12 protein-coding genes are annotated in these 14,607 nt (G+C 62.8%); 10 read left to right on the forward strand and 2 right to left on the reverse strand.

The window, feature by feature from the left end; all coding sequences use genetic code 11:
- The first annotated feature begins 7 nt into the window (after positions 1–7).
- From FS767_RS17495 to FS767_RS17505, 3 genes are all read left to right on the forward strand, one after another.
- Positions 8–1,363: a nucleobase:cation symporter-2 family protein gene (locus tag FS767_RS17495; protein WP_144967053.1), complete on the forward strand. Its 1,356-nt coding sequence runs from the start codon at positions 8–10 to the stop codon at positions 1,361–1,363.
- Between the two features lie 133 nt (positions 1,364–1,496).
- Positions 1,497–2,282 carry an outer membrane protein OmpK gene (locus FS767_RS17500; protein WP_144967054.1) on the forward strand — a complete coding sequence of 262 codons (786 nt, stop codon included), beginning with the start codon at positions 1,497–1,499 and terminating at the stop codon, positions 2,280–2,282.
- A gap of 354 nt (positions 2,283–2,636) precedes the next feature.
- Positions 2,637–3,419: an outer membrane protein OmpK gene (locus tag FS767_RS17505; RefSeq protein WP_023535873.1), complete on the forward strand. Its 783-nt coding sequence runs from the start codon at positions 2,637–2,639 to the stop codon at positions 3,417–3,419.
- 53 nt (positions 3,420–3,472) lie between these two features.
- On the opposite strand, the gene FS767_RS17510 is transcribed toward FS767_RS17505, so the two are convergent.
- The gene (locus FS767_RS17510) at positions 3,473–4,393 is read right to left on the reverse strand and encodes a DUF808 domain-containing protein (RefSeq protein ID WP_144967055.1); all 921 of its coding nucleotides are present in this window, start codon (positions 4,391–4,393) and stop codon (positions 3,473–3,475) included.
- A gap of 302 nt (positions 4,394–4,695) precedes the next feature.
- Between FS767_RS17510 and poxB the strand changes: the two genes are divergently transcribed.
- Both poxB and FS767_RS17520 read left to right on the forward strand, forming a co-directional pair.
- Positions 4,696–6,420, forward strand: a complete 1,725-nt coding sequence (gene poxB, locus FS767_RS17515) for a ubiquinone-dependent pyruvate dehydrogenase (RefSeq protein ID WP_144967056.1) — start codon at positions 4,696–4,698, stop codon at positions 6,418–6,420.
- Positions 6,421–6,718: 298 nt separating this feature from the next.
- Positions 6,719–7,330 (forward strand): TetR/AcrR family transcriptional regulator, encoded by a 612-nt coding sequence (locus FS767_RS17520; RefSeq protein ID WP_027915993.1) that lies wholly within the window; start codon positions 6,719–6,721, stop codon positions 7,328–7,330.
- 81 nt (positions 7,331–7,411) lie between these two features.
- Here FS767_RS17520 and FS767_RS17525 read toward each other — a convergent pair whose 3' ends face one another.
- Complete coding sequence (locus FS767_RS17525) at positions 7,412–7,864, reverse strand: heme-binding protein (RefSeq protein WP_144967057.1); 453 nt, start codon at positions 7,862–7,864, stop codon at positions 7,412–7,414.
- A gap of 246 nt (positions 7,865–8,110) precedes the next feature.
- Between FS767_RS17525 and gcl the strand changes: the two genes are divergently transcribed.
- From gcl to pyk, 5 genes are all read left to right on the forward strand, one after another.
- Entirely contained in the window at positions 8,111–9,886 is a 1,776-nt protein-coding gene (gene gcl, locus FS767_RS17530; protein WP_144967058.1) for a glyoxylate carboligase, read from the forward strand.
- Positions 9,887–9,935: 49 nt separating this feature from the next.
- The gene (gene hyi / locus FS767_RS17535) at positions 9,936–10,718 is read left to right on the forward strand and encodes a hydroxypyruvate isomerase (protein WP_144967059.1); all 783 of its coding nucleotides are present in this window, start codon (positions 9,936–9,938) and stop codon (positions 10,716–10,718) included.
- Between the two features lie 43 nt (positions 10,719–10,761).
- On the forward strand, positions 10,762–11,655 hold the full coding sequence (locus FS767_RS17540) for a 2-hydroxy-3-oxopropionate reductase (RefSeq protein ID WP_058639843.1): 894 nt from the start codon (positions 10,762–10,764) through the stop codon (positions 11,653–11,655).
- A gap of 177 nt (positions 11,656–11,832) precedes the next feature.
- Complete coding sequence (locus FS767_RS17545) at positions 11,833–13,107, forward strand: glycerate kinase (protein WP_144967060.1); 1,275 nt, start codon at positions 11,833–11,835, stop codon at positions 13,105–13,107.
- The gene (pyk, locus tag FS767_RS17550; RefSeq protein ID WP_144967061.1) at positions 13,104–14,519 is read left to right on the forward strand and encodes a pyruvate kinase; all 1,416 of its coding nucleotides are present in this window, start codon (positions 13,104–13,106) and stop codon (positions 14,517–14,519) included. The genes FS767_RS17545 and pyk overlap by 4 nt, the downstream gene beginning before the upstream one ends.
- The last annotated feature ends 88 nt before the right edge of the window (positions 14,520–14,607 follow it).

The following is a 14,607-nucleotide window of genomic DNA, read 5'->3' on the forward strand; positions in this document are numbered from 1 at the left end:
GTGCTGCATGTCCGAGTCATCCAAGGCGTCTATCCCGGTAGCGCCGCCGCGACAGCCCCTGCCCCTGTTCCAGCTCTTTCTGGTTGGCCTGCAACATGTGCTTCTGATGTACGGTGGCGCCATCGCGGTACCGCTGATCATCGGCCAGGCCGCAGGCCTGTCCCGCGAAGAAGTCGCCTTTCTGATCAACGCCGACCTGCTGGTCGCTGGGGTCGCCACCCTGGTGCAATCGCTGGGCATCGGCCCGGTGGGCATTCGCATGCCCGTGATGATGGGGGCCAGTTTTGCCGCCGTTGGCAGCATGGTGGCCATGGCCGGCATGCCCGGTGTGGGCTTGCAGGGCATCTTCGGGGCCACCATTGCCGCAGGCTTCTTCGGCATGCTGGTCGCACCCTTCATGTCCAAGGTGGTGAGGTTTTTCCCGCCGCTGGTGACCGGCACGGTGATCACGTCCATCGGCCTGTCGCTGTTCCCCGTGGCGGTGAACTGGGCCGGAGGCGGCCAGCAAGCGACCACCTTCGGCTCACCGATCTACCTGCTGGTCGCCGGCCTGGTGCTGGCAGTGATTCTGTTGATCAACCGCTTCATGCGGGGCTTCTGGGTCAACGTGTCGGTGCTGGTAGGGATGGGCCTGGGTTACCTGCTGGCGGGATCGATCGGCATGGTCGACCTCTCGGGCCTGGGGGCCACGCCCTGGTTGCAGGTGGTCACCCCGCTGCACTTTGGCATGCCCACCTTCAGCCTGGCCCCGATCCTGTCGATGTGCCTGGTGGTGGTGATCATCTTTGTCGAGTCCACCGGGATGTTCCTGGCCTTGGGCAAGGTCACCGACCGCGACGTCACCCCAGGCATGCTGCGCCGCGGGCTGCTGTGCGACGCTGGCGCTTCCTTCATCGCAGGTTTTTTCAATACCTTCACCCATTCCTCGTTCGCCCAGAACATCGGCCTGGTGCAGATGACCGGCGTACGCTGCCGTTTCGTCACGGTGGTGGCCGGCGGCTTGCTGGTGGTGCTCAGCTTGCTGCCCAAGGCGGCCTACCTGATCGCCTCGATTCCGCCAGCGGTGCTCGGCGGCGCGTCCATTGCCATGTTCGGCATGGTCACTGCCACTGGCATCAAGATCCTCCAGGAAGCGGACATCGGGGATCGGCGCAACCAGTTGCTGGTGGCGGTCAGCGTCGGTTTCGGACTGATCCCGGTGGTACGGCCGGAATTCTTCGCTCAGATGCCCCAGTGGATGGAGCCCATCACCCATAGCGGCATCGCCATGGCCACGGTCAGTGCGCTGGTGCTCAACGTGCTGTTCAACATTCTCGGCGGCGCGGACCGCGCGGCGCACAACGCGCCCTGCCACCCCCACTGAGCCAACGGGCGGCGCCCTGCCCGCCCGTGCTTTACGCCTGAATCACTGCTGTGCCGTCGGCCCACCCCGCGTGGGCCGCCCGGGGCGCGCACGCGCCTGACAACCCACAAGAACAACATCCGGGAGCTGTCACATGAACCACATCCCCACAGCCTTGTTGCTGGGCACCAGCCTGCTGGCCAGCGTACCGAGCCAGGCCGGCCAATGGCTGCAATGGCACGGCGAGAGCCTGACCTACTTGTACGGCAAGGATTTCAAGATCAACCCTGGCATCCAGCAGACGCTCACCTTCGAGCACGCCAACAAGTGGAAATATGGCGACACCTTCCTGTTCGTCGACAAGATTTTCTACAACGGCAAGGCCGACCCCGGCAAAGGGGTGACCACCTACTACGGCGAGTTCAGCCCTCGTTTCTCGCTGGGCAAGATCCTCGACCGCAAGCTCGCGTTCGGCCCGGTCAAGGACGTGCTGCTGGCCATGACCTATGAGCGTGGCGAAGGTGACAATGAAGCCTACCTGATCGGCCCTGGCTTTGACCTCGACGTGCCAGGCTTCAACTATTTCGTGCTCAATTTCTACGTGCGCAATACCGAAGGCAGCCGCCCCGGCGACAACGTATGGCAGATCACGCCTGCCTGGTCCTACACGGTGCCACTGGGCAAGTCCGACATTCTGATAGACGGCTACATGGACTGGGTGACCGACAATGACCAGAACCGACGGGGTACCTACCACGCCAACCTGCACTTCAACCCGCAGGTGAAATACGACCTGGGCAAGGCGCTGAGCCTGGGTGACAAGCAGCTGTACGTGGGCTTGGAGTACAGCTACTGGAAGGACAAATACGGCATCGACAGCCGGGGCGCCCTGGACAGCAATCAGAGCGTGGCCAGTGCCTTGATCAAGATACACTTCTGACAACCTGACCACATGCACAGGTTTGCTCCACCGTGCTCCACGACGGAGCACTTGAGGCCAGGCGCGCAAGCCAGTAATCTGCGCGCCCCCTCGATCAGGGCAGGACGGATTCTGCCTGCGTTTACTGACCGCTCAGTCAATGAATTCGGGCGGTTGGCCAACGTGTTGCCAGCCTGAAAGACCCTTTTCATCCGTTCAGAACGACGTCGAGCAGGACGGTTTCGCCAACCGGGAGAAAGTTGGCTCAACCCTTGCCAGACAGCTGTGGCCCATCGAAAAAAGCTGACTAAAAAGACAGAAAAAGCGCCAACACCGAGCGCTGACAACAGATCAACCAAGGGAGCGACATCCGCAATGCGTACCATCAACAGCCTGATCCTCGCCGGCGGCCTGCTGGCCTGTGGCACCACCTTCGCCGGCGACCTGCTGCAGTGGCAGAGCAACAGCCTGACCTACCTGTGGGGCAAGAACTTCAAGGTCAACCCGTCGACCCAACAGACCCTGACCTTCGAGCACGCCGACGGCTGGAAGTACGGCGATAACTTCCTGTTCGTCGACAAGATCTTCTACCAAGGCCAGAAGGACGCCGGCAACGGTCCCAACACCTACTACGGCGAGATCAGCCCGCGCCTGTCGTTCAACAAGATCTTCGACCAGAAGCTGTCCTTCGGCCCAGTCAAGGACGTGCTGCTGGCCATGACCTATGAGTTTGGCGAGGGCGACACGGAAGCCTACCTGATCGGCCCCGGCTTCGACCTGGACATCCCAGGCTTTGACTACTTCCAGCTGAACTTCTACCAGCGCACCACCGATGGCAGCCGCCCTGGCGACAATGTCTGGCAGATCACCCCGGTGTGGGCCTACACCATCCCGGTCGGCTCCTCCGACGTGTTGATCGATGGCTTCATGGACTGGGTGGTGGACAACGATGAAAACCGCCGTGGCACCTACCACGCCAACCTGCACTTCAACCCGCAGATCAAGTATGACCTGGGCAAAGCCATGCACCTGGGCGAGAAGCAGCTGTACGTGGGTGTTGAGTACGACTATTGGAAGAACAAGTACGGCATCAAGGACTCCGGCGCCTTCACCACCGACCAGAACACCATGAGCTTCCTGGTCAAGGTGCTGTTCTGATCACGGCATGATGACGGGGCCGCCAGGCGGCCCCTTTGCCCAAGCGGTGTCGCTCAACCGGCAGCGCGTGCGCGAACCCAAGAGAATCCGCCGACCACCAGTGCCGTCAGGCCTCCGGCGACAGCCCCGACAACCCCGAACACGACGTGCTTGGCAACCGCTTCCCAGCTTCCGCTGTGCGCAACCCAGCCTTCGATGACATGCTCCAGGGGCGCAATGCCTTCGGCAATGAATGTCCCGCCGACCAAGAACATCGCGACCGTTCCGATCCAGGACAGCGCCTTCATCAGGAAAGGCGCGGCCGACACCAGCACTTCACCCAACTTTCTGACCGCACGACCCCACATACCCTGGGCCTTGGATTTGGCCAAGGCGAACCCTGCGTCGTCCAGCCGCACGATGCCAGCGACCAGCCCATAGACCCCCATCGTCATGACCAGGGCGATCAGAACCAAGGTCAGGATCTGCTGGTACAGCGGGGCCTCAGCCACCACGTTGAGGGTGATGACGATGATCTCCGCACTCAGGATAAAGTCGGTCTTGATCGCCCCTTTGATCTTGCGTTGCTCATACGCGGCCAGTTCCTCGGGGGTTTTGGGAAGCGCCTTTTTTCCTTGCGCCTTGGCGCCATGCTCGCTGCGGGAAAACTTGTCCTTGATCGCCTCGAAGCCCTCGTAGCACAGATACAGGCCGCCGGCCATGAGCAGCCATTTGACCGCTGCCGGCAGCACCGCACTGAGGATCAGGGCGCAGGGCACCAGGATGGCCTTGTTCTTCAGAGAGCCCTTGAATACGGCCCATACCACCGGCAGTTCGCGATCGGCCTTCATGCCCGTCACTTGCTCGGCGTTAACGGCCAAGTCATCGCTCAGCACGCTGGCCGACTTCTTGGCCGCGACCTTGGTCATCAACGAGATGTCATCCAACAGGGCCGCGATGTCATCCAACAACGCAAAAAAACTGCTGCCAGCCATTCCATTCACCCTTAGTAGACGCGTGCGATTTCATCATCCTGAAACGCCTGAATAGCCAGACGTGCTCCCAGGGCAATCACGATGGCATACAGACCGGCCGGTGGCTGAACAGTTCTGCCGGGCACGGGTGCCCTGGCCTGTCGGCAGCAGATGAGCCCGGGACGCGCACAGGGGGTTCAGGGCAGCGTCAGGCACGGGGCAGCGCGCATGACGATTCGTTCATGGACGCAAACGAACAGCCGTGGCCAAGCGCCTGTCTCTATCCCATCGATCACGTCTTTTCATTCGCACCAGGAGTCTTCATGGCAAAGCTCAACATGGCCCAGCAGTTGGCCTCGACACTCGAACAGGCTGGTATCAAACGGATCTGGGGCCTGACCGGCGACAGCCTCAATGGCCTGACCGACGCCCTGCGCAGCATGGACAGCATCGAATGGATGCACGTGCGCCATGAGGAAGTCGCCGCCTTCGCCGCCGGTGCCGAGGCGGCGGTCACCGGTGAGTTGACGGTGTGCGCTGGCAGTTGCGGGCCGGGCAACCTGCACTTGATCAATGGCCTGTTCGACTGCCACCGCAACCGGGTGCCCGTGCTGGCCATCGCCGCGCAGATCCCCTCCTCGGAGATTGGCCTGAACTACTTCCAGGAAACCCATCCGCAAGAACTGTTCAAGGAATGCAGCCATTTCATCGAACTGGTCAGCAACCCTGCGCAGATGCCGCAGGTGCTGCACCGGGCCATGCGCTCGGCCATCCTCAATCGCGGTGTGGCGGTGGTGGTGATTCCCGGTGACGTATCGCTGCTGGAGGTCGAGCAGAAACCGGCGGCCTGGCCTTCCCTGCAGCAGCCACGCATCCTGCCAACCGAAGTCGATCTGCAGCGCCTGACCGAGTTGTTGCAGGACAGCCACAAGGTGACCCTGCTGTGCGGCAGCGGCTGCGCCGGTGCGCATGACCAGGTCGTGGCCCTGGCCGATGCACTCGGCGCACCGGTGGTCCATGCGTTGCGCGGCAAGGAGCATGTGGAATGGGACAACCCCTTCGACGTCGGCATGACGGGCTTGATCGGCTTCAGTTCCGGTTACCACGCAATGCTCGGCTGCGACACGCTGGTGATGCTGGGCACCGACTTCCCCTACCGGCAGTTTTTCCCAAGCGACGCCAAGATCGTGCAGGTCGACCGTGATCCGCAAGCACTGGGACGACGCGCCACGTTATCGCTGGGCATCGCTGCCGATGTCGGCGAAACCCTCAACGCCTTGCTGCCACGCCTGACGCGCAAGACCGATCGGCGCTTCCTGGATGATGCACTCAAAGCCTACAGCAAGGCGCGGCAGGGGCTGGACGATCTGGCGGTACCCTCCAAGGGTGACCGGCCGATCCACCCACAATACGTCACGCGCCTGCTCAGCGAACTGGCCAGCGAAGACGCGATCTTCACCGCCGACGTCGGTTCGCCCACGGTCTGGGCGGCGCGTTACCTGAAGATGAATGGCCAGCGTCGCCTGGTCGGCTCGTTCAACCACGGCTCGATGGCCAACGCCATGCCACAGGCCATGGGCGCACAGGCGGCCTTCCCGGGGCGCCAGGTGATCTCGATGAGTGGCGACGGTGGGTTCAGCATGCTGATGGGTGACTTCATCTCGCTCGCCCAGCTCAAGCTGCCTGTGAAGGTGGTGGTGTTCAATAACGCGTCACTGGGCTTCGTCGCCATGGAAATGAAGGCTGCCGGTTACCTGGATACCGGCACCGACCTGCACAACCCCGACTTCGCCGCCATGTCCAATGCCATGGGCATTCTGGGCATTCGCGTCGAGCGCTCCGAAGACCTGGAGCAGGCCCTGCGCCGTGCCCTGGCCCACGACGGCCCCGTACTGCTCGATGTGGTCACCGCCACGCAAGAGCTGGTCATGCCGCCGGCGATCAAGCTGGAGCAGGCCAAGGGCTTTAGCCTGTACATGCTCAAGGCAGTGATGAGCGGGCGTGGCGACGAGGTGCTGGACCTGGCGAAGACCAACCTGCTGCGCTAGCGCCCACGCGCGCCACTGGATGCAAAGGCCTTGCCCAAAGCCGCTGCCTTGAGCCGCCCTTGGGCACGGTGCTACCATGCCGGCTGCCTCCTAGGCTCTGTGTGAAAAGTCTTGAGACGAAGGTAAGGCAAGGCGAAAACAGCTGAGGAACGGTCGGAGTCGCGCTCGACTTTACGGGTTGTAAATGAGCATTCCGACCGGGCTGGCGATCCAGGCTGTTTTCAACGCAGCATCACCGAGTATCAAGGCTTTTCACACAGAGCCTAGAGGTGGCCTGACACGAGGAAAATCCCTGACCATGAGCACCATTCGCGAGCGCAACAAGGAATTGATCCTGCGCGCGGCCAGCGAGGAATTCGCCGACAAGGGCTTCGCAGCCACCAAAACCAGCGATATCGCCGCCAAGGCTGGGCTGCCCAAGCCCAACGTCTACTACTACTTCAAGTCCAAGGACAACCTGTACCGCGAGGTGCTGGAAAGCATCATCGCGCCGATCATGCAGGCCTCCACCCCGTTCAACGCCGATGGCGATCCTCGCGAGGTGCTGAGCGCATACATTCGCTCCAAGATCCGCATCTCCCGCGACCTGCCCCATGCGTCGAAGGTGTTCGCCAGCGAAATCATGCACGGCGCCCCGCATTTGTCGCCCAGCCAGGTCGAACAGCTCAACGAGCAGGCGCGGCACAACATCGAGTGCATCCAGCAGTGGATAGACCGCGGCCAGATCGCCCACGTCGATGCGCATCACCTGATGTTCAGCATCTGGGCGGCAACCCAGACGTACGCCGATTTTGACTGGCAGATCTCGGCAGTGACCGGCAAGGCCAAGCTGGCCGACAGCGACTACGACGCGGCGGCCGAAACCATCATCCGCATGGTGCTCAAAGGCTGCGAACCCGAGCCGGCCTGAGCAGTACCGCCTTGCCCTTCGCCCTGCACGTGCCCAGGCCCGCTGGGGGCTGGGGCATCGAGCAACGGCAGTTGATGCGGGTCAGGCCACCGCGCCCGCATCGGCACGCAGCCCCAGCGCCTCGATGGCACTGATCGCACACTGCTCGTCGATATCCGATGTATCCCCGCTGATCCCCACCGCACCTAGCACCCGCCCATCCTGATCACGCACCAGCACGCCGCCTGGCGCCGGCACGACCGCCCGTTCGCCCAACCCGTTGAGCGCGGCGAAGAAGGCCGGCCGTTGCTGCGCATCCAGCGCCAGCAGACGCGAGCCCTTGCCCAGCGCTATCGCACCCCAGGCTTTGCCAGTGGCGACCTCGGGTCGGATCAGGCTCGCCCCGTCTTCACGCTGCAAGGCGAGCAAGTGCCCACCGGCATCGAGCACCGCCACCGTCAGTGGCGCCGCCTGGATGGTACGCCCGGCAGCCAATGCGGCGTTTACCAGGCTCAGCGCCAGGTTCAGGTTCAGGTTCAGGTTCAAAGCATTCATGGGAAGGTCCTCTTTTTATTGTGAGAAGCCCTGAGGGCAGTTGAAAACCGATACCGCAATAGAACACAACCGAAAATATTTTTGTATACAATATTTAGATCCAATCGTATTCGATAACGCAAACACCCTATTTCACGGCCGCATCGACTTGCCCGATCAAAACCCATTGACCAGATCACCTGAGCGTGAATACACTGAATCGCAACGCAGGTTGTATACAATTACAAAATCGATGAGGCACAAATCATGAGCAAAATGAGAGCAATCGATGCAGCCGTACTGGTCATGCGCCGTGAAGGTGTGGTGACTGCGTTCGGCATCCCAGGGGCTGCCATCAACCCGTTGTATTCGGCCCTGAAGAAAGTGGGTGGCATCGATCACGTCCTCGCTCGCCACGTCGAAGGCGCCTCGCACATGGCAGAAGGCTACACCCGTGCCAACCCTGGCAACATCGGGGTTTGCATCGGCACCTCCGGCCCGGCGGGCACGGACATGGTCACCGGCCTCTACAGCGCCAGTGCCGACTCCATTCCGATCCTGTGCATCACTGGCCAGGCGCCACGCGCTCGCCTGCACAAGGAAGACTTCCAGGCCGTGGACATCACCAGCATCGTCAAGCCCGTCACCAAGTGGGCAACCACCGTGCTGGAGCCTGGCCAGGTGCCGTATGCGTTCCAGAAAGCGTTCTTCGAAATGCGCAGCGGCCGGCCCGGCCCGGTACTGATCGACCTGCCATTCGACGTGCAGATGGCTGAAATCGAGTTCGACATCGACGCCTATGAACCGCTGCCCGTGCACAAGCCCTGCGCCACGCGCGTCCAGGCGGAAAAGGCCCTGGCCATGCTCAACGAGGCCGAGCGGCCCTTGCTGGTGGCAGGCGGCGGCATCATCAACGCCGACGCCAGCGACAAACTGGTCGAATTCGCCGAATTGACCGGTGTGCCAGTGATCCCGACGCTCATGGGCTGGGGCACCATCCCGGATGACCACCCGCTGATGGTCGGAATGGTCGGCCTGCAAACCTCGCACCGCTATGGCAACGCCACCCTGCTCAAGTCCGACCTGGTACTGGGCATCGGCAACCGCTGGGCCAACCGCCACACCGGTTCCGTGGACGTGTACACCGAAGGCCGTAAATTCGTGCATGTGGATATCGAGCCGACCCAGATCGGCCGCGTGTTCACCCCGGATCTGGGCATCGTTTCCGATGCCGGCAAGGCCCTGGAGGTGTTCCTGGAAGTCGCCAGGGAATGGCAGGCCGCTGGCAAACTCAAGTGCCGCCAGGCCTGGCTTGAAGACTGCCAGCAGCGCAAGGCCAGCCTGCAGCGCAAGACCCATTTCGACAACGTGCCAGTCAAGCCCCAGCGCGTGTACCAGGAGATGAACCAGGTGTTCGGCAAGGACACCTGTTATGTCAGCACCATTGGTCTGTCGCAGATCGCCGGTGCGCAGTTCCTGCACGTGTACAAGCCACGGCACTGGATCAACTGCGGCCAGGCCGGCCCACTGGGCTGGACCATCCCTGCGGCACTGGGTGTGGTCAAGGCCGACCCCACGCGCCAGGTAGTGGCCTTGTCGGGCGACTACGACTTCCAGTTCATGATCGAGGAACTGGCCGTCGGGGCGCAGTTCAACCTGCCCTACGTCCACGTGCTGGTGAACAACGCCTATCTGGGGTTGATTCGCCAGGCCCAGCGTGGTTTCGACATGGACTACTGTGTACAACTGGCGTTTGAGAACATCAACGCCACCGACGCTGCCAGCTATGGCGTCGATCACGTCGCCGTGGTCGAAGGCCTGGGCTGCAAGGCCCTGCGGGTATTCGAGCCGGCCGACATCGCCCCCGCCCTGCTAAAAGCTCGGCAAATGGCCGAGCAGTTCCGCGTGCCGGTCGTGGTCGAGATCATTCTTGAACGCGTTACCAACATATCCATGGGCACCGAGATCAACGCGGTCAACGAGTTCGAAGACCTCGCCCTGGTCGGCAACGATGCGCCGACCGCCATCTCGCTGCTGGACTGATCGCCTGACGCCCCGGCTGGCCCGGGGCTCTCAACGCAAGGAGACAACCATGCCTCGCTTCGCTGCCAACCTGTCCATGCTGTTCACCGAGCAGGACTTCCTGGCCCGCTTCAAGGCCGCCGCCGACGCCGGTTTCAGTGGTGTCGAATACCTGTTCCCCTACGATTTCAGCGCTGCCGAAATCCAGGCGCAGCTCAAGGCTCACGGCCTGACCCAGGTGCTGTTCAATCTTCCCGCGGGGGATTGGTCCAAGGGTGAGCGTGGCATCACCTGCCACCCAGACCGCGTCGAAGAATTCCGTGCAGGTGTCGACAAGGCCATCGAGTACGCCAAGGTGCTGGGCAACACCCAGGTCAACGCCCTGGCTGGGATTCGCCCAGACGGCCCGGACTGCGCCACCGTGCGCAAGACCTTCGTGGAAAACCTGCGCTATGCCGCCGACAAGCTCCAGGCCGCCGGTATTCGCCTGGTTATGGAAATGATCAACACCCGCGACATTCCGGGCTTCTACCTCAACACCACCGAGCAGGCATTGGCCATCCAGGCCGAAGTGGGCAGCGACAACCTGTTCCTGCAATACGACATCTACCACATGCAGATCATGGAAGGTGACCTGGCGCGCACCATGGAAACCAATCTGCCGCTGATCAACCACATCCAGCTGGCCGACAATCCGGGCCGTCACGAGCCGGGTACTGGCGAGATCAACTACCGCTTCCTGTTCGAGCACCTGGACCGCATCGGCTACCAGGGCTGGGTGGGCGCGGAATACAAGCCCAAGACCACCACCGAAGCGGGCTTGGGCTGGCTGAAAACGCACAACGCGATCTGAATCCCTCCGGGAACGCGAACAACGATAAAAGAGGTAATTTCTGATGGCTAAAATCGGTTTCATCGGCACCGGCATCATGGGCAAGCCCATGGCCCAGAACCTGCAAAAAGCAGGGCACAGCCTGTTCGTCTCCACCCACCACGATGCAGCTCCAGCCGACCTGATCGCCGACGGCGCCGTGGCCCTGGCCAACCCCAAGGAGGTGGCCCAGGAAGCCGAGTTCATCATCGTCATGGTCCCGGACACCCCACAGGTCGACAGCGTACTGTTCGGGGACAACGGCGTTGCCCAGGGCGTGGGCCCGAACAAGGTGGTGATCGACATGAGTTCGATTTCCCCAACCGCCACCAAAGCCTTTGCCGAGAAAATCAACGCCACCGGCGCTACCTACCTCGATGCCCCGGTGTCCGGGGGTGAAGTGGGCGCCAAGGCCGCGACCCTGAGCATCATGGTTGGCGGCTGCCCGAAAGCCTTCGAGCGCGCCCTGCCCCTGTTCCAGAGCATGGGCAAGAACATCACCCTGGTAGGCGGCAACGGTGACGGTCAGACCGCGAAGGTGGCCAACCAGATCATCGTCGCCCTGAACATCCAGGCCGTCAGCGAAGCATTGCTGTTTGCCGCGAAGAACGGCGCAGACCCGGCCAAGGTGCGCGAGGCACTGATGGGCGGCTTCGCATCGTCGAAAATTCTGGAAGTGCACGCCGAGCGCATGATCAAAGGCACCTTCGACCCAGGCTTCCGCATCAACCTGCACCAGAAGGACCTTAACCTGGCCCTGCAAGGCGCCAAGGAACTGGGCATCAACCTGCCTAACACTTCCAATGCCCAGCAAGTGTTCAACACCTGCCAGGCCCTGGGTGGCGGCAACTGGGACCACTCGGCGCTGATCAAGGGCCTGGAGCACATGGCCAATTTCTCGATCCGCGACGACCGCTGATCCGAGCGCCGGGGCTGCCTTGCAGCCCTGCTGCCGGTAACCCGGCACACCTGTTACGCCCCTTGGCTGAGCACAGCCAGGGGTGAACCCGAGCAACACCGCCCCTGGTTCGGCCTGCACGGAGGCTGTTCCAGGGGCGTTCTCGATTGTGCAGAACAACAATAAAGGGAGCCTGCCATGTCGGTCGATCCACACAAACTGCTGCGTGAGCTGTTCGACACAGCCATCGCCGCCGCCCATCCCAGCCACGTGCTCGAACCCTACCTGCCCGCCGACCGCAGCGGTCGAGTGATCGTCATCGGCGCAGGCAAGGCTGCCGCCGCCATGGCCGAGGTGGTCGAGAAGCACTGGCAAGGCGAGGTCAGCGGCCTGGTCGTGACCCGCTACGGCCATGGTGCCAACTGCCGGCACATCGAAGTGGTCGAAGCCGCCCACCCGGTGCCTGATGCGGCCGGCCTGGCGGTTGCCAGGCGCGTGCTGGAACTGGTCGGCAACCTCAGCGAGCAGGATCGGGTGATATTCCTGCTGTCCGGCGGCGGCTCTGCCTTGCTGGCCCTGCCCGCCGCCAACCTGACCCTGGCGGACAAACAGCACATCAACAAGGCCCTGCTCAAATCCGGCGCCACCATCGGCGAGATGAACTGCGTGCGCAAGCACCTCTCGGCGATCAAGGGTGGGCGCCTGGCCAAGGCCTGCTGGCCGGCCACGGTCTACACCTACGCGATCTCGGACGTGCCGGGCGACCTGGCCACGGTCATCGCTTCAGGCCCCACCGTGGCCGACCCGAGCACCTCGACCGAGGCACTGGCGATCCTCAAGCGCTACGCCATCGACGCCCCACAGGCCGTCATCGACTGGCTCAATGACCCGGCCTCGGAAACCCTCAAGGCTGGCGACCCAGCCCTGGCCCGCAGCCATTTCCAGCTGATCGCCAAGCCTCAACAGTCGCTCGAAGCTGCGGCGGTCAAGGCGCGCCAGGCAGGTTTCAGCCCGTTGATATTGGGCGACCTGGAAGGTGAGTCACGGGAAGTGGCCAAGGTGCATGCAGGCATTGCCCGGCAGATCTTCCAGCATGGCCAGCCGCTCAAGGCCCCTTGCGTGATTCTGTCCGGCGGCGAGACCACGGTCACCGTGCGCGGTAATGGCCGCGGCGGGCGCAACGCGGAATTTCTGCTCAGCCTCACCGAAAGCCTCAAGGGCCTGCCGGGCGTCTACGCACTGGCAGGCGACACCGACGGCATCGACGGCTCGGAAGAAAACGCCGGCGCTGTCATGACGCCTAGCAGCTACGCACGCGCCCAAGCCTTGGGCCTGTCGGCCAGCGACGAGCTGGACGACAACAACGGCTACGGCTACTTCGCCGCACTCGATGCGCTGATCGTCACCGAACCCACGCGCACCAACGTCAATGACTTTCGCGCCATCCTGATTCTCGAGACCGACCCCTCATGACGCCTGACAAGAAAGTGAAAATCCTCGCCACCCTGGGCCCGGCTACGGGTGGCATCGACGATGTGCGGCAACTGGTGGAAGCAGGCGTGAACATTTTTCGCCTCAACTTCAGCCATGGCGAGCACGCCGACCATGCGCTGCGCTATCAGTGGATCCGCGAGGTGGAGCAGCAGCTGAACTATCCACTGGGCATTCTCATGGACCTGCAAGGCCCTAAGCTGCGGGTGGGTCGTTTTGCCGAAGGCAAGGTGCACTTGCAACGCGGTCAAGCCTTGCGCCTGGACCTGGACAAGACCCTAGGCGACAGCAGCAGGGTCAACCTGCCGCACCCGGAAATCATCGCGGCGCTGGAACCTGGCATGGACCTGCTGCTGGACGACGGCAAGTTGCGCCTGCGCGTTACCGCCAAACACAGCGATGCGATCGACACCGAAGTGTTGAACGGTGGCGAGCTGTCCGACCGCAAGGGCGTCAACGTGCCGCAAGCGGTGCTCGACCTCTCCCCGCTTACCGAAAAGGACCGCCGCGACCTGGCTTTTGGCCTGGAGCTGGGTGTGGACTGGGTGGCCCTGTCGTTTGTACAGCGCCCCGAGGACATCCTTGAAGCGCGCCAGCTGATTGGTGACCGCGCCTTCCTGATGGCCAAGATCGAGAAACCTTCGGCGGTTGAACAATTGCAAGCCATCGCCGAACTGGCAGACGCGATCATGGTGGCCCGTGGTGACCTGGGCGTGGAAGTACCGGCCGAGAGCGTGCCGCAGATTCAGAAGCGCATCATCGGCACCTGCCGGCAGCTGGGTAAACCGGTGGTAGTGGCTACGCAGATGCTCGAATCGATGCGTTTCTCGCCAGCACCGACCCGTGCCGAAGTCACCGACGTGGCCAACGCCGTGGCCGAAGGTGCGGACGCTGTGATGTTGTCGGCGGAGACGGCCTCGGGTGACTACCCGCTGGAAGCCGTGCAGATGATGAGCAAGATTATCCGCCAGGTGGAGAATGGCCCGGACTACCAGGCCCAGCTCGACGTTGGCCGGCCGAAGGCCGAGGCCACCGTATCGGACGCCATCAGCTGCGCCATCCGCCGCATCAGCGGCATCCTGCCGGTGGCGGTGCTGGTCAACTACAGCGAGTCGGGCGCCTCGACCCTGCGTGCTGCGCGCGAGCGCCCACGGGCACCGATCCTCAACCTGACGCCGAACCTGAGCACCGCTCGCCGCCTGAGCGTGACCTGGGGCGTGCATTCGGTAGTGAATGACCGCCTACGCCAGGTGGACGAAGTGGTTTCCACTGCGCTGGAAATTGCCCAGGCCCAAGGCATGGCCAGCCGTGGCGACACGCTTCTGATCACTGCCGGTGTGCCTTTCGGCAAGCCAGGGTCGACCAACACGCTGCGGATCGAGGCGTTGAACTGAGATCCCCGGGGGCGCCCTGCGCCCCAGTCGCGGGCCAAGCCCCCTCCCACAGGATGCGCGCCGCTTCATGGCACAGCGCAGACCTTGT

It is taken from the genome of Pseudomonas sp. DE0010 (assembly GCF_007680745.1).
Classification (GTDB): domain Bacteria; phylum Pseudomonadota; class Gammaproteobacteria; order Pseudomonadales; family Pseudomonadaceae; genus Aquipseudomonas; species Aquipseudomonas parafulva_B.

What these genes read in the sequence shown, in the direction of transcription:
- FS767_RS17495 (WP_144967053.1), top strand. Translation starts at nt 8, where the DNA reads ATGTCCGAGTCATCCAAGGCGTCTATCCCGGTAGCGCCGCCGCGACAG.
- FS767_RS17500 (WP_144967054.1), top strand. Translation starts at nt 1,497, where the DNA reads ATGAACCACATCCCCACAGCCTTGTTGCTGGGCACCAGCCTGCTGGCC.
- FS767_RS17505 (WP_023535873.1), top strand. Translation starts at nt 2,637, where the DNA reads ATGCGTACCATCAACAGCCTGATCCTCGCCGGCGGCCTGCTGGCCTGT.
- FS767_RS17510 (WP_144967055.1), bottom strand. Translation starts at nt 4,393, where the DNA reads ATGGCTGGCAGCAGTTTTTTTGCGTTGTTGGATGACATCGCGGCCCTG.
- poxB (WP_144967056.1), top strand. Translation starts at nt 4,696, where the DNA reads ATGGCAAAGCTCAACATGGCCCAGCAGTTGGCCTCGACACTCGAACAG.
- FS767_RS17520 (WP_027915993.1), top strand. Translation starts at nt 6,719, where the DNA reads ATGAGCACCATTCGCGAGCGCAACAAGGAATTGATCCTGCGCGCGGCC.
- FS767_RS17525 (WP_144967057.1), bottom strand. Translation starts at nt 7,864, where the DNA reads ATGAATGCTTTGAACCTGAACCTGAACCTGAACCTGGCGCTGAGCCTG.
- gcl (WP_144967058.1), top strand. Translation starts at nt 8,111, where the DNA reads ATGAGCAAAATGAGAGCAATCGATGCAGCCGTACTGGTCATGCGCCGT.
- hyi (WP_144967059.1), top strand. Translation starts at nt 9,936, where the DNA reads ATGCCTCGCTTCGCTGCCAACCTGTCCATGCTGTTCACCGAGCAGGAC.
- FS767_RS17540 (WP_058639843.1), top strand. Translation starts at nt 10,762, where the DNA reads ATGGCTAAAATCGGTTTCATCGGCACCGGCATCATGGGCAAGCCCATG.
- FS767_RS17545 (WP_144967060.1), top strand. Translation starts at nt 11,833, where the DNA reads ATGTCGGTCGATCCACACAAACTGCTGCGTGAGCTGTTCGACACAGCC.
- pyk (WP_144967061.1), top strand. Translation starts at nt 13,104, where the DNA reads ATGACGCCTGACAAGAAAGTGAAAATCCTCGCCACCCTGGGCCCGGCT.